Source organism: Kitasatospora sp. NPDC052896, from assembly GCF_044547075.1.
Lineage (GTDB): Bacteria > Actinomycetota > Actinomycetes > Streptomycetales > Streptomycetaceae > Kitasatospora.
In genome coordinates this window covers 1-13,410 of sequence record NZ_JBITZU010000051.1, presented here as the reverse complement: position 1 = coordinate 13,410, position 13,410 = coordinate 1, and the positions used below count along the sequence as shown (strand labels likewise).

At 72.1% G+C, this 13,410-nt stretch carries 12 protein-coding genes, 1 tRNA gene and 1 pseudogene; 6 read left to right on the top strand and 8 right to left on the bottom strand.

The features are described 5' to 3' along the window. Positions 1–152 precede the first annotated feature (152 nt). Together ACIGXM_RS36900 and ACIGXM_RS36895 are read left to right on the top strand one after the other, a co-directional pair. Positions 153–1,001 carry an SDR family NAD(P)-dependent oxidoreductase gene (locus tag ACIGXM_RS36900; protein WP_396568502.1) on the top strand — a complete coding sequence of 283 codons (849 nt, stop codon included), beginning with the start codon at positions 153–155 and terminating at the stop codon, positions 999–1,001. Between the two features lie 91 nt (positions 1,002–1,092). Further along, positions 1,093–1,746, top strand: coding sequence for a ScbR family autoregulator-binding transcription factor (locus ACIGXM_RS36895; RefSeq protein WP_396568501.1), 654 nt, complete (start codon positions 1,093–1,095; stop codon positions 1,744–1,746). Positions 1,747–1,856: 110 nt separating this feature from the next. Here ACIGXM_RS36895 and ACIGXM_RS36890 read toward each other — a convergent pair whose 3' ends face one another. From ACIGXM_RS36890 to ACIGXM_RS36870, 5 genes are all read right to left on the bottom strand, one after another. Beyond that, positions 1,857–2,300: a VOC family protein gene (locus ACIGXM_RS36890; RefSeq protein ID WP_396568500.1), complete on the bottom strand. Its 444-nt coding sequence runs from the start codon at positions 2,298–2,300 to the stop codon at positions 1,857–1,859. Between the two features lie 9 nt (positions 2,301–2,309). Next, positions 2,310–2,681, bottom strand: a complete 372-nt coding sequence (locus ACIGXM_RS36885) for a nuclear transport factor 2 family protein (protein ID WP_396568499.1) — start codon at positions 2,679–2,681, stop codon at positions 2,310–2,312. Positions 2,682–2,755: 74 nt separating this feature from the next. After that, positions 2,756–3,568, bottom strand: coding sequence for an ester cyclase (locus ACIGXM_RS36880; RefSeq protein WP_396568498.1), 813 nt, complete (start codon positions 3,566–3,568; stop codon positions 2,756–2,758). A 24-nt stretch (positions 3,569–3,592) separates the two neighbouring features. Further along, positions 3,593–5,167, bottom strand: a complete 1,575-nt coding sequence (locus ACIGXM_RS36875) for a GMC family oxidoreductase (RefSeq protein ID WP_396568497.1) — start codon at positions 5,165–5,167, stop codon at positions 3,593–3,595. Continuing rightward, positions 5,167–5,586: a hypothetical protein gene (locus ACIGXM_RS36870; RefSeq protein WP_396568496.1), complete on the bottom strand. Its 420-nt coding sequence runs from the start codon at positions 5,584–5,586 to the stop codon at positions 5,167–5,169. Before ACIGXM_RS36870 ends, ACIGXM_RS36875 begins: the two co-directional genes overlap by 1 nt. 616 nt (positions 5,587–6,202) lie before the next feature. Between ACIGXM_RS36870 and ACIGXM_RS36865 the strand changes: the two genes are divergently transcribed. Further along, on the top strand, positions 6,203–8,722 hold the full coding sequence (locus ACIGXM_RS36865) for a sugar phosphate nucleotidyltransferase (protein WP_396568495.1): 2,520 nt from the start codon (positions 6,203–6,205) through the stop codon (positions 8,720–8,722). Positions 8,723–8,800: 78 nt separating this feature from the next. Here ACIGXM_RS36865 and ACIGXM_RS36860 read toward each other — a convergent pair. From ACIGXM_RS36860 to ACIGXM_RS36850, 3 genes are all read right to left on the bottom strand, one after another. Then, a tRNA-Met gene (locus ACIGXM_RS36860) sits at positions 8,801–8,877 on the bottom strand. A gap of 95 nt (positions 8,878–8,972) precedes the next feature. After that, entirely contained in the window at positions 8,973–9,953 is a 981-nt protein-coding gene (locus ACIGXM_RS36855; RefSeq protein WP_396568494.1) for an aldo/keto reductase, read from the bottom strand. Positions 9,954–10,117: 164 nt separating this feature from the next. Next, positions 10,118–11,311: an FAD-dependent oxidoreductase gene (locus ACIGXM_RS36850; RefSeq protein WP_396568493.1), complete on the bottom strand. Its 1,194-nt coding sequence runs from the start codon at positions 11,309–11,311 to the stop codon at positions 10,118–10,120. A gap of 136 nt (positions 11,312–11,447) precedes the next feature. On the opposite strand from ACIGXM_RS36850, the gene ACIGXM_RS36845 reads away from it, so the two are divergent. The 3 genes and pseudogenes from ACIGXM_RS36845 to ACIGXM_RS36835 all read left to right on the top strand — a co-directional run bounded on the left by ACIGXM_RS36845 (position 11,448) and on the right by ACIGXM_RS36835 (position 13,397). After that, positions 11,448–12,101: a TetR/AcrR family transcriptional regulator gene (locus ACIGXM_RS36845; protein ID WP_396568492.1), complete on the top strand. Its 654-nt coding sequence runs from the start codon at positions 11,448–11,450 to the stop codon at positions 12,099–12,101. A 134-nt stretch (positions 12,102–12,235) separates the two neighbouring features. Then, positions 12,236–12,418, top strand: a pseudogene (locus ACIGXM_RS36840) (pseudouridine-5'-phosphate glycosidase); the annotation flags it as partial. Between the two features lie 34 nt (positions 12,419–12,452). After that, complete coding sequence (locus ACIGXM_RS36835; RefSeq protein WP_396568491.1) at positions 12,453–13,397, top strand: questin oxidase family protein; 945 nt, start codon at positions 12,453–12,455, stop codon at positions 13,395–13,397. Positions 13,398–13,410 lie beyond the last annotated feature (13 nt).

Genomic DNA, 13,410 nt, shown 5'->3' with positions numbered 1-13,410 from the left:
ACCCCCACCTCCGCCCCCCCCGGGGGGCCCCCCGCCGCCCCCCCCCCCCCCGGCGCGGGGGGGGGGGGGGGGGGGGGGCCCCCCCCCCCCCCCCCCCCCCCCCCCGTCCGTGCTACACCGACGAAACACCGCTCCACCACTGGAGGTTGGACATGGATTCCCTCTCGAACCGCACCATTCTCGTGACCGGTGCCACCGACGGGGTCGGACGGGGGCTCGCGCACGAGCTGGCGGCCCGTGGCGCGACCCTGATCCTGCACGGGCGCAGCGAGCGGAAGGGCGAGGAACTGCTCGCGGAGCTGCGTGCCGCCACCGGCAACGACCGGCTCAGCTACGAGCGGGCCGACTTCGCCTCGCTGGACGAGATCCACTCGCTGGCCGAGCGCCTGCTGGACCGGGGCCAGCTGGACACGGTGGTCAACAACGCCGGGATCGGCGTGGAACTGACCCGTGCGGAGAGCGAGGATGGCCTCGAACTCACCTTCCAGGTCGACTACTTGGCCACCTATGTGCTCAGCTGCCGGCTGGTGCCGCTGCTGCGCCGCTCGGCGCCGGCCCGGATCGTCAACGTCACCTCGGCCGGGCAGGCACCGATCGACTTCGACGACGTCATGCTGACCCGCGGCTGGGACGGTGGGCAGGCCTACTGCCAGGCCAAGCTGGCCCAGATCATGCTGACCATCGACCTGGCGGAGGCGCTCGCCGGTACCGGTGTGACGGTCAACTCCCTGCACCCGGCCTCCTACATGCCCACCAAGATCGTGACGCACCTCTTCACCCCGCAGAGCACCCTGGCCGAAGGGGTGTCGAACGTCCTGCGGATGGTGGAGGAGCCGAGGTTCGCCGAGGAGAGCGGGCGGTACCTCAACCGCGCGCAGGTCACCAGGGCCGCCGCCCAGGCGTACGACGAATCGGCCAGGGCGCGGCTGCGGCAGCTCAGCGAGGAGCTGACCGGGGTCCCGTTCCCCGCGGCCCTGCACCAGGACACGGTCCAGCCGTAGTCCCGTGGGGTCATGACCGTGCACTTCAGGGCCCACCCCGTCCGGGGCGGGCCCTGATGCGTGAATGGACCATGAAGTAGGGGTAGTTGACGTGCAGAGCAGGGCTTGGAAGACACGGTTCGCACTTACCACCGCCGCGGCCAGGGCGTTCGGTGCCCACGGCTACGAGAGCACGAGCGTCCAGGAGATCCTCCGCGCGGCCGGCCTCACCAAGGGGGCCTTCTACTTCCACTTCTCCTCCAAGGAGGAGCTGGCGTCCTGCATCGTGGGCATGGAGGGGGCCACCTGGTCCACCCTGGCCATGCGGGTGCGGGCCGCGGAGCGGAGCGGGATCAGAGGCCTGATCGACTTCTCCTTCGAGGCCTCGCGCCGGCTGATGCAGGACCCGGTGGCCCGGGCGGGCACCCGCTTGCGCCTGGAGGGGCGGGGGTTCGGCCAGCCGACGGGCCGGGCCGAGACGCAGTGGTTCTTCATCGTCATGGAGTTCCTCGCGCTGGCCCAGGAACACGGTGAACTGCGGCCCGGCCTGGACCTGCGGGCCACCGCCGAGGTGTTCGTCGAGACCTTCGCCGGCGTGCAGCTGCTCTCGGACGCCGGATCGGGTTGGCTGGACCTGGAGCGGCGGCTCACCACCATGTGGCGGATCACCCTGCCGATACTCGTGGAACCGGAGGTGTGCGCCGCGTTCACCGCCGGCCTCTCCGCTCGGCACGCCCCCCGCGACGGGACGGACGACCGGCAGTAGGCGCGGGCTCCCCGTCCCGGCTGGCACGGGGATCCCGGACACGACGGAGCCGTGGAGCGCGCTCTCGATCCGCGCTCCACGGCTCCGTCCGACTGTGCTGCCCGTCGCGACTACGAGTACTGGCTGAGCTCCGTCTCGGACTGGTCGACGTAGCCCTGGCTGACCTCGATCACCACGCCGTCCGGGTCGGTCACCCAGACGGTCTTCCAGCCCGGGATGAACTTCTCGAACTCCAGCGGGCCGAGGGAGATCGGCAGGGCGCCCGCGGCCTCCGCCAGGAACGCGTCCACGCTGGGCACCTGGAAGGCCAGGTGGCGGGCGACCCCGGGGTTCGCCGGGCCGTCGTCCTTGGTCGCCAGCAGCGGCTCCTCGCTCGTCGCGAAGAGTTCGAGGTAGACGTCACCACTGCGCAGGAAGACCACGCGGACGCCGTCCTCCTCGACCACCCGCGCGCGGCGGAAGCCGAACCAGCGGCGGTAGAACTCCTCGGTCCGCTTGAGGTCGACGCAGTTGAGCCCGACGTGCGACCAGCGCGCCTCGATCGATGTCGTCATGACCGCACCTCACTTACCGAGAATCGGCGCGAACGGCACGCTGTCGTGGACGTTCGTCATGTAGGTGATCAGGCCGTCGACCACCTGGAAGTAGTTGCAGACGTCCGCCTCGATCGTCTCGCCGGAGACGGTGCGGGCGGAGATGTGGGAGACGACGGCCGCCTGCGTGCCCTCCACCACGACGTGCACCGGCTTGTTGGCGAACGCCGCGTACGTGGTGGGGAACCCCTTCATCATCTCGCGCAGGGTCTCCCGACCCTCGATGTGCCCGGCGAGCTGCTCGTCCATCTTCTGGTCGACGGCGAACAGGTCGCACCAGGTGTCCCAGTCGCCGGCGTTGGCCAGCTCGTAGTAGCGCCTGACCACGGCAGTGGTGTCCATGAAGTCCTCTTCTCCTGGTGTTCCCTTGGTGTCCCCCGCGTCGCGGGGGGATTCGAGTCCGGTGGCGCGGGTCGTCACTGCGGGAGCGGGACGCCGATCTGCGCCATCAGCCCGGCGGTGTCGGCCTGCACCCACCGCTCCACGACCTTGTTGTCCTCGACCCGGTAGACCTCGAGGCTGGTCCAGGTGACCTCCTTGCCGGTCGGCTCGATGCCGAAGAACGGCGCGATGTGCCGGCCGGTGAAGGTGATGTGCATGATGACCTTGTCGCCGTCCGCGGCGTAGAGCGCGTCGAGGTGGGCGGTGAAGTCGAGGGCGTCGTGCGCCGCGATGATGATCCCCTTGAGCTGCTCCAGGCTCTCGACGCTCCAGGCCGGGTTGCGGTCGACGAAGTTCTCGGCGAACAGCTCGTCCATGGCGTCGTACTGACGTGCGTTGACCACCTCGCTCACCCGGCGGACCAGCTCGACGTTGGCCGGCTCGGGCGACAGCTGCTCCCGCAGGCCGAGCAGGTCGTCCGTGGCCCAGCGCTCCACGAACATCCCGTCGGCGACCCGCCAGATCTCCGTGGTGTCCCAGGACACCTCCCGGCCGGTCGCCGGGAAGCCCAGCACGGTGCCGACGTGCTTGCCGGTCAGCCGGACCCGGGTCACCACCTTGTCGCCGGCCTCCAGGACCTGCTCCAGCTCGCCTCGGATGGCGAGGGTCTCGTGGGCGTTGCGCAGCGCCGCCTGGTAGGCGTCGATGCCGCGGATGTCGAAGCCGCTGTGGTGGTCCTCGAAGTCCGGGGCGATCACCTTGGCGATCTCCGCGTAGTCGCTGACGTTGAACGCGTCGAGGAACCGCTGGTACAGCGCCGAGTTGGTCTGCTGAGCCGTCGTTGTCACTGTCTTCTCTCCTGATCTGTCGGTTCAGTTACTGTTCGCGATCAGATCGGCGGCCTTCTCGCCGATCATCACGCAAGCTGCGTTGGTGTTGCCGGCCACGATCTCCGGCATGATCGACGCGTCGGCCACCCGCAGTCCGTCGACCCCGTGGACCCGGAGTTCGGCGTCCACCACGGAACGGTCGTCGGCGCCCATCCGGCAGGTGCCGACCGGGTGCCAGAGCGTCGAGGCGTTGGCCCTGATGAACGCGCGGAGGTCCGCGTCCTCGGTGACGTGCTCCCCCGGGGAGAGCTCCGCGCCCCGGAGCCGGTCGAACGCGCTGCTCCGGGCGAGCCGGCGCGCCAGCTTCAGGCCGTGCAGCAGCACGTCGAGGTCGCCCTCGTGCTCCAGGTAGTGCGCCCGGACCTCGGCGGTCGCCGCCGGGTCCTGGCTGCGCAGCCTGACCTCACCGCGGCTCACCGGCAGTAGGGCGATGGGCGCGAAGGTGAAGCCCGGCCCCTCCCACTGCTCGGCCGGGGCGGTCGGCGGCAGGAACTTGATCGGCCCGAAGGTGAACTGGAGGTCGGGCGAGGAGTCCGCCGTCCCGGCCGCCTCGGCGGCCGCGGTCCGGGTGAAGAGCCCGGCCTCGGAGATCAGGGCACCGCTCGGGTGCTCCTCGGTCGCCTGGTAGCAGATCGGGACGAAGGCGTGGTCCTGCAGGTTCTGACCGACCCCCGGCAGGTCCGCCACGAGCGGGATCCCGTGCTCCGCCAGGTGCCGCGCCGGGCCGATGCCCGACAGCATCAGCAGCTTCGGGCTCTCGAAGGCACCGGCACTGAGCACGACCTCCCGGGTGACCTCGACCGAACGGACGACACCGTCCTGGACGTACTCGACGCCCACCACGCGACGCCCGGCGGTGATCAGGCGAGTCGCCTGCGCCCGCGTCTCGACCCGGAGGTTGGGGCGGTCCAGCACCGGCCGCAGGTACGCGGTGGCGGTGCTGCTGCGCTGGTTCTCCGCGGTCCGGGTGGTCTGGTAGTAGAAGCCGCCCTGCTCCTGCTGTGCCCCGTTGTAGTCGAACTCGCCGTCACCCAGGCCGAGTTCGCGGGTGGCCGCGACGAAGGCCCGGGCGATCGGGCTGGGGTCCTCCAGTGCGCGCACCTGGATCGGTCCGTCGGTGCCGCGGTCCGCGGAACCGCCGCCGTGGTAGCTCTCCGCGCGCTTGAAGTACGGCAGCAGATCGTCGAACGACCAGCCCGGGTTGCCCTGTCGGGCCCAACCGTCGAAGTCGGCCCGGTTGCCACGCACCCACATCAGGGCGTTCACCGAGCTGCATCCACCCACCACCTTGCCGCGGGCGATCGGAACGCTACGGCCGTCCAGCTCCTTCTCGTCCTCCGTCGCGTAGCCCCAGTCGATCCGCGGGCTCCACTCGGAGGTCAGCACCGACAGCACCGATCCGGCGTTGACGTCGGCGAGTTCCAGCCGGTCGGGCCAGTCCCCGGCCTCCAGCAGCAGCACGGTGCGCTCGGGGTCGGCACTGAGCCGGTTGGCGATCACGGCACCCGAGGAACCCGCGCCGACCACGACGTAGTCGACGGAGTCGGACCCGGCCATCACCGCGCCCCGGGGGTCGAGTCGACGGGCGAACCGATGACCGGCACCGGACGCAGCTCGCCGACCTGGTACTTGACGATCCGCGGCCGGCCGCCGGGCGTGGTGCGCAGCTGCCAGGTCTGGTTCACCCGGAACGCGGACCGGGTGCCGTCCGAGGTCAGCGTCGCGGTCCAGACCACGGTGACGGTGACCTCCACCCGGTCGCCGTGGCTCTCGGACCGGAACGCCTCGATCCGGTGGGTCTGATCGGTGAAGGCCTCGCCGACCACCGCGTACCAGTCGACGAAGTCGGCGTGGCTGCGCAGGGTGCGCTCGGGGAAGACCATTTCGAGGTCGGTGTCGGCGACCCGGGCCAACAGCCGGTCGACCGGCTCATGGGTGCTCAGGTCGTCGAACCACTCTTGTGCGAAACGCTTCACAGACTGACTTTCCATGGGCGTGCCTCCACCCGTTGTCTAATGAGATTTCCGGCTGCGGCCGGCTCGCGAGGACTGCTCGGGGGAATTCCCGGCGACCGGCGCGATCGGGTCCCCCTCGGCGCCAGAAACGTACGATCGGCCAGAACGACGTGTCAACGATCGGAACACCGCCGCCGGACCGCCCCGAACCGCCCGCCGGCGTTGCCGGTCGGCCCGGCCACCGATCGCCCGGGCAGCCACTGCCAGGCCTCTGACCTGCCGACTTCTCCGTTCCGCCGAGCCCGTTCGAGAGCGGCCCGGAAGGCGGCCGAAACAGCCGGACGGGACGCCGGCCGGCCCTTCCCGCAGCCGATGCGGGAGCTACTTCTCAAAGTCCGGGGAGCGCATCGATGTGGTTTGTCGGGGCACGCAAGAGGAATCGCACGAAGTCGTCGGAGTTCGCTGGTCAGGGTATGTTGCGTCAACTGCACGAAGCCCGCACGAATTCGGCCGGCAGTTCCCTGGAAAGCCCGGTCCGTCGGCATGCTGGCGGGGTGTCGTCGATGCCGGCGACCACGCGGCACGCGCACCCGCCGCACTTCCGATCCCAGCGCACCCGATGAGAGGACATTTCCTCATGAAAGCCGTCGTCATGGCGGGCGGTGAGGGTACCCGGCTCCGTCCGATGACCTCGGGCCTGCCCAAACCACTCTTGCCGGTGGCCGGCCGCCCGATCATGGAGCACATCCTGCTGCTGCTCCGCCGTCACCAACTGACCAGCGTGGTCGCCACCGTCCAGTACCTCGCGCCGTTGGTCGAGGAGCGGTTCGGCGACGGCGGCGCGCTGGGCGTCGAGCTCCGCTACGCCCTGGAGGAGACTCCGCTGGGCACGGCCGGCAGCGTGAAGAACGCCGAGGCGGAGCTGGCCGGTGAGCCCTTCGTGGTGATCTCCGGCGACGCGCTCACCGACATCGACCTCACCGAGCTGATCGCCTTCCACCGGCGCAAGGGCGCCCTGGTCACCGTCTGCCTGACCCGGGTCGCCGACCCGCGCGAGTTCGGTGTCGCGCTGACCGACGACGAGGGCCGGATCGAGCGGTTCCTGGAGAAGCCCACCTGGGGCCAGGTCTTCTCGGACACCGTCAACACCGGGATCTACGTGATGGAACCCGAGGTGCTCGACCACATCGAGCCCGGTGTCCCGGTCGACTGGTCGGCTGACGTCTTCCCCCAGCTCATGAAGGACGGCATGGGCGTCTACGGCTACGTCGCCGACGGCTACTGGCAGGACGTCGGTGGCCACGCGAGCTACCGCCAGGCCCAACTCGACGTGCTGTCCGGCCGGGTGGACGCCGAGCTGGAGGGCTTCGAGCGCTCGCCCGGGATCTGGATCGCGGATGACGCCCAGGTCCACCCGGACGCGGAACTCCGCGGTCCGCTCTTCATCGGTCCCCATGCCACCGTGGAGGCCGGGGCGCGGATCCAGGACTTCACCGTGATCGGGGCCGGCGCCTCGGTGGGGCCCGGTGCGCGGCTGCGCCAGACCGTGCTGCACGAGGGCGCCCGGATCGGCGCCCGGGCCGACCTGCACGGCTGCGTCATCGGCCGGAACACCGACGTCCTGGCGGAGGCGCGGATCACCGAGGGCGCGGTGGTCGGCGACGGCAGTCTGGTCGGCCGCGGCGCCGCCGTCACCAGCGAAGCGCGGATCCACCCGGCCCGGAGCGTGGCCGCCGGTGCCACCGTCCGCACCTCGCTGACCCGCCAGTCCCACGTCCGGTCCACGCTCTTCGGCCCGCGGGGAGCCACCGGGACGGTCAACATCGAGCTGACGCCCGAGCTCGCGGTCGAACTGGCCACCGCCTACGCCGGCATGCTCGCCAAGGGGGCGGTCGTCACCCTGGCCCGGGACCACGGCAGGCCCGCGCAGACCATCAAGCGGGCCGTCGCCGCCGCGCTCCAGGCGTCGGCCGTCCAGGTGCACGACCTGGACAACGTGCCGCTACCGCTGGCCCGTTGGCACACCGCTCGGCTGGCGGCCGGCGGGCTGGTCGTGCACACCACGCCCGGCGACCCCGACGCGTTGGACATCGTCCTGCTGGACGAGCACGGCGCCGACCTCTCCCACAGCGCGCAGCGCAAACTCGACCGGGCCTTCGCCCGGCAGGAGTACCGCCGGGCGCTGCCGCACGAGTTCACCGACCTCGCGGTCCCGGCCGACGTCCAACACACCTATCTGGACACCCTGGTGGAGGCCGTCGACACCGGTCACGTCGCCGACGCCGGGCTGCGGATCGTCGTCGACGCCGGGCACGGCGCCGCCGGCGGGCTGCTGCCCGAGCTGTTCGGACGACTGGGCGTCGAAGCCCTGCTCACCAGCCCGGGACCGGACCGCAGCCGTCCGACCCTGACCCCGGAGCAGCGCACCGCCGCCCTGGAACAGGTCGGCCGGGCCGTCACCGCGGCCCGGGCCGCGTTCGGCGTACACCTGGACCCCCTGGGTGAACGCCTCACCCTGGTGGACGACCAGGGCAGCCCGATCAGCCACCAGCGGGCGCTGCTCACGCTGCTCTCCCTCCACACCGAGCAGCGGCCCGGCGGCCTGGTCGCGCTCCCGGTGACCGCGAGCCGCCACGCCGAGCGGATCGCCGCCGCTCACGGCACCCGGATCGTCCGGACCGCCGTCGGCGCGGCAGCCCTGGCGGCGGCCGTCCAGGAGCACCAGGCGGCGCTGGCCGCCGACGGCCGCGGCGGTGTCACCGTGGCCGCCCTGGCCTCCACCCACGACGGCCTCGCGGCCCTGGCCCAGCTGACCGCGCTGATCGCCCGGACCCCGACCCCGCTGCACGCCCTCGTCGCCCGGACCCCCACCCCGCACGTCCGGCACGCCCGGATCACCACCGCGGCGGAGGCGAAGGGCGCGGTGATGCGCCGCGCCATCGAGCTCGCCGACCGGCACGGCTTCTCGGTCGACACCACCGGCGCCGTCGAAGGCATCCACGGGACCCTGGAGAACGGCGACTGGGTGCACGTCCTCCCCGACCCGGTCGAGCCCGTCGCCCACCTCTGGGCCGAGAGCGCGCACCCCACGGCCACCGGCACGCTCCTCACCCGCTGGACCACCCACCTCGCCGGAGCCACGTCCCCCGGAGCCTGACCGGCGTCGGCACCGCCGTCGACCGGCCGACGAACGAGGCCGGGGCCGGCGCACAGTGTGCGCCGGCCCCGGCCTTCGTGGTAGCGGGGACAGGATTTGAACCTGCGACCTCTGGGTTATGAGCCCAGCGAGCTACCGAGCTGCTCCACCCCGCGTCGGTGTCACCGACTGTACGGCACCTGGGCCGAATCCGCGAACCGACCTCGGGGCAACCGACCGCTGGACTGCGGGGCGTCACCTGCCGCGAGGATCAGCTCCAGGCCAGCCGCGACCGGTGCTGCCAGTACGCGTCGGCGGGTTCGGCCAGGGTGGCGAGCCGGGCGAGCTGGTCCCCGTCGAACCGTACCGAGGCGGCCCGCAGGTTGCTGGTGAGCTGCTCGACGGTGGCGGCGCCGGACAGCACCACGTCGACCCAGGGCTGGTGGAGGACGGCGGCGAGGGCGGCCGCGTCGCAGCTGGTGCCCGCCTCCTCGGCCACCCGGCGCAGGACGGCGGACGTCGCCGCGTCGGTGGGGCGCCCGGCGAGGCGTCCGTTGGCCATGCCCTCCTTGACGATGACGACGCATCCGGCGTCGTGCGCCGCGGCGAGGGCCTCGCCGGCCGAGGGTTCGAGCAGGTTGTACGTGGCCTGCACGCTGCGGAAGAGCGGCTGCCCGTCCACCGTGACGGTGAGCGCGGCACGGATGGCGTCCGCCTGGGACGGGCCGCTGGTCGACAGGCCGACGAGCACGCCCTCGGCGGCGAGCCGCGCCAGCCCGCGGTGCAGAACGGGGTCGGTGAGCGCGGGACTGTCCGGCGTGACGGAGTGGATCTGGTAGAGGTCCAGCCGCTTGCCGAGCAGGCTCCGGCTCTCGGCCACCTGGCGGTCGAAGGTCCGCACGCCGTGGTCCTTGACCTCGTGCACGTCCGCGTCGGCCCGCCAGTCGGCCGTGTAGGTGTAGCCCCACTTGCTGCCGACCACCACGTCCCGGACGTCCGGCCGGCGTTCGAGCCACTCGGCGAGGAACTCCTCCGAGCGACCGTAGGAACGAGCCGCGTCCAGGTACCGCACGCCCTGCGCGTAGGCGGCGTCGAGTACCTCGTGGGTGCGTTCGCGCATCGCGGACACCGTGCGCTCGGCCGGGAGGTCCTCGGCCCGGCCGAGGTTGATGTAGCCGGGCCGGCCCAGCGCGGCCAGTCCCAGCCCGAACCGAGGTGTCGGCGCGGCGCTGACGAGGTGCTCGAAGGACACGGGCGAGTGCTCCCTGCTCGGAGTTGACGTTCCCGTCACCGTACCCGCGTCGCACGGCGGACCGCGGCGGGGCGGCGCACCGGACCGCACTCGGCGCGCCTTCGGCACGCGGGGGGCAGGGCATCGGCCACCGGCGAGGGCGGCGCGGGCGCCGGTGGGGGCTCTCAGGGCCGGGCGTCGTCGCCGTCGTCGTCGTCGCCGCCGTCGCCGTCGTCGTCGCCGCCGGAGTCGGAGTCGGGGATGTCGGGCAGGTCGGGGGACAGCAGGTGCTCGGCGCCGCCCTCGAGCATCCTGGCCGTCTCGGTGGAACGGGGGAGCATGGTCCGCTCGTAGCCGTGGATGGCGTCGTCGACGGTGGCGGAGCCGGCGAGGGCGAGCGCGAGTTCGCCGGCGTCGAGCATGGCGAGGTTGACACCGACGCCGAGCGGGGGCATGAGGTGGGCGGCGTCGCCGAGCAGGGTCACGGTCGGGTTGTGCTCCCAGGTGTGCGGGACCGGGAGGGCGAAGATCGGGCGGTCGACGTAGGGGCCGTCGTTGTCGGTGATCGTCCGGCGCAGGCGGGGCGACCAGTGGGCGTACCGCTCGAGGAGCAGGGCGCGGATGGCATCGGTGTCACCGGCGGTCAGGCCGCTCCGGCTGAGCCAGTCGGCCGGGGCCCGTTGGATGAGGTAGACGCGGACGTGGTCCCCGCTGTTGCGCTGGGCGAACAGGCCGCGGTCCCCGTCGGCCGCGTGGGCGCCGCCCGGGCCGACCAGCTCGGCGATGTCGGGGTGCCGGTTCTCGACGTCGGAGAACCAGGCCTCCAGGAAGCTCACCCCGGTGTGCTCGGGGACGGCGGGGGACACCGCCGGCCGCACCCGGGAGAAGGCGCCGTCGGCGCCGATGACCAGATCGGTCTCGATGGTCGTGCCGTCGGTGAAGTGCAGCTGCCGCGGCCCGTCGGCGGGCCCGCCGATCGTGCCGAGGGCGCGGCCCCAGCGCACGGTTCCCGGCCGCAGGGAGGCCAGCAGCAGGTCGCGCAGCTGGCCGCGGTCGATCTCCGGCTTGAAGAGCTCGTCGGCCTCCGGGACCCGGTGGAACTTGATCGTGCCGGCCGGGTCCAGCCGGCGCATCTCCTGCCCTTCGGGGCGGGCCAGCCTGAAGAACTCCTCGAGCAGGCCGGCCTCACGCAGGGCGATCTGGCCGTTGTCGGCGTGCAGGTCGAGGGTTCCGCCCTGGTCGCGGTCGTCGGGCCCCGGGGCGCGGTCGTAGACGGTGACCGCGAGGCCGTGCCGCTGGAGGATGCGGGCGCAGGTCAGCCCGCCGGGTCCGGCGCCGATGATGCTGATCCTGGCCCGGGCGGGTGCTACGGAGTTCATGGTGTTCCCTTCGGCGGCGCCGGATCGGGTCCGCGGCCCGGTGCTGCGGACCCGTCAGGCACCGTCCACGATATTTGGAACGACTGCAAATATGCAACAGCTCCAAGTTTTTCGTGGGCCGGATAGGGTTGAGGGCATGGCAGAGACGATCGACAGCGCAGGAACGGGCGGACGGCGCGAACGCAAGAAGGCCGCCACCCGCCAGGCGATCGCCGACACGGCGCTGCGGCTGTTCCTGGAACGCGGCTACGAGCAGGTGGGCGTCCGCGAGATCGCCGAGGGCGCCGACGTGTCGGTGTCGACCCTGTTCAACTACTTCCCCCGGGGCAAGGAGGCCCTGGTCTTCGACGAGGAGGCCCGCAACGAGGCCGCCCTGGTCCGCGCGGTCACCGACCGGCCGCCTGGCCGGACCGTCCCCCACGCTCTGCGCGCCCACCTCGCCGGCTTCGTCGACTCGGCCCACGCCCGGGATCCCCGCTTCGCCGACTTCCAGCGGCTCGTCCAGGAGACCCCGGCGCTGCGCGAGTACTCCCGCACGATGTGGCTGCGTCACGAACACGCCCTGGCCCGTGCCCTCGCCGAGCAGACCGACCGGCCGCCCGGCGACCTCGTCTGCGCCGCCTACGCCCGGTTCACCCTGGAGATCATCGCGTTCGCCGGCTCCCACCCCGACCCGGTCGCCGCCATCGACCAGGCCTGTCTCCTGCTCGAGCGGGGCTGGACGGCCACGGTCGCCCAGGACGCCCCCGAGCCCGGCAGTCCCGCCGTCACCCCCTCGCCGACCGCATAGGGCTGCGCGGCGCGGGCGCCCGGCCGCCCCGAGGGCGGGACCGGCCGCGTCCTCCCCGTCGACACCCGCCCGGCCGGCGTCCTGAGCGTCAGTTCCCGGGGGAGTCGAGGTCGGCGGCCAGGTCGGACCTGGCGATGATCCTCGACCTCGGGCTGACCCTGGAGCACCTGGAGACGCACGGCGTCCCGGTGGTCTCGTACCGCTCCGACGACTTCCCGGCGTTCTACTGCCGTTCCAGCGGCTTCCGCAGTCCGCAGCGCCTCGACCAGGCGTCGCAGATCGCCGCCGCCGTCGAACTCCACTGGGCGCCGGGCAACCGCAGCTCGATGCAACGGTCACCTCTCCAACCACGTGAAGCACGCCGTCGTGGCCCTGGCGGGTCTGGGGGTGGCCTCGGAGAAGGTCGACGCGTACTACCGCGACTACGCGACGCTGACCACCTACGGCTTCGGCCTCGAGCCCCCCAGGCCCTCGAAGTACGAGATCACCGCGGCCAACTGGGAGCGGTTCCTCGGACAGCGCACCAGCTTCGGCTCCTACTGCGACTTCTTCGACGGGGCGGGCGAGTCGGCCGTGGACTCCCTGCTGCGCGTCGCCGCGGCCTGGGAGGAGGACCACGACGCGCTCCGGCGGCAGGTCCTGGCGCTGACCGGCGACGTCGAAGCCGGCATCGCCGGGGGCATCCACCCCGAACTGGCACGGTCCGGACTGCGGTTCCGGATCGCCAGCATGCTCGGCGGGGGTCACCCGCTGCTCTACCGCACCCCGGCCTGGATCGATGACCAGGACGCGTCCACCAGTTGGGAGCAGCCGTACTACGCCGCCGCCCTGCTGTACCTGGCGAAGCCCGGGGACTTCATCGTCCTCCACCTGGTCACCTCGCTGCACGCGATGGAGCAGATCGCCCGCCACCTGCCCGCGGACCAACAGCGGGACGCCGTACGGTACTTCTGGATCGGCATGCTCGGCATCGCCTGCTCCGGCGCGGACTTCCCGAAGCGCTCCAGACTGGAGGCCCCGCACGCGGAGTTCGCCCGGGCGGTCGACGACAGCGGTCTCGAGGGGGTGTGGCACCGGGAGTGGGCACGAACGGTCAGCCGGGCCGTCGAGGAGGAAGAGGAGCACAACCCCAAACTGGTGTACGTGATGCGGCTGCTGTGGCGCCGGAGCGGCGGGCGTTCCGTCTGTCGCACCGCGGCCGCCCAGTTCACCGCGACGGGCCCTGACCCCGGATGTTGGACACGGGGCTATGCGGCTTGTGCAAGCGTAGTTGATGTTGCGAGCGCTTTCTCGTAGACGATGGGGCTGC